At 42.6% G+C, this 535-nt stretch carries 1 protein-coding gene; it reads left to right on the top strand.

Features of this window, described 5'->3' with window-relative positions:
* On the top strand, window positions 1-535 hold a 535-nt coding region (locus tag ACNPNW_RS06065), incomplete at both ends, for an HAD-IC family P-type ATPase (protein WP_448766719.1).

Genomic DNA, 535 nt, shown 5'->3' with positions numbered 1-535 from the left:
GCATTAATTTTTCCAGGCCGACGCTTCTTCAAAAAGGGCATCCCAAGTTTATTCCGCTTAGCACCAGACATGAATTCCTTGGTGGCTGTAGGAACATTGGCTGCTTATCTTTATTCAGTGGTTGCTACTTTCTTTCCAAGTGTCCTGCCACAAGGCACGGTCAATGTTTATTATGAAGCTGCAGCGGTTATTATCACTTTAATTCTATTAGGTAGATTTTTTGAAGCCAAGGCAAAAGGCCGAACGTCTTTAGCAATTCAACATCTAGTTGGAATGCAGCCTAAAGTTGCCAGAATACAGCTCAATAATCAGGTGATAGAAGTTCCGATTGCCGAAGTTCAAACAGGAACGATTGTAGAGATTAGACCAGGTGAGCGTATCCCTGTCGATGGTGAAGTTATTCACGGCCAAAGTTTTATTGATGAATCCATGATTACTGGCGAGCCTATGCCCGTTGAAAAAACGATAGGCTCTACTGTGGTAGGAGGAACAATTAACCAAAGTGGCAGCTTAAATATCAAAGCCACCTCTGTTG

It is taken from the genome of Acinetobacter endophylla (genome assembly GCF_053543775.1).
The sequence above is the reverse complement of the archived record's forward strand: the minus strand, read 5'-3'. Positions and strand labels throughout refer to the sequence as shown.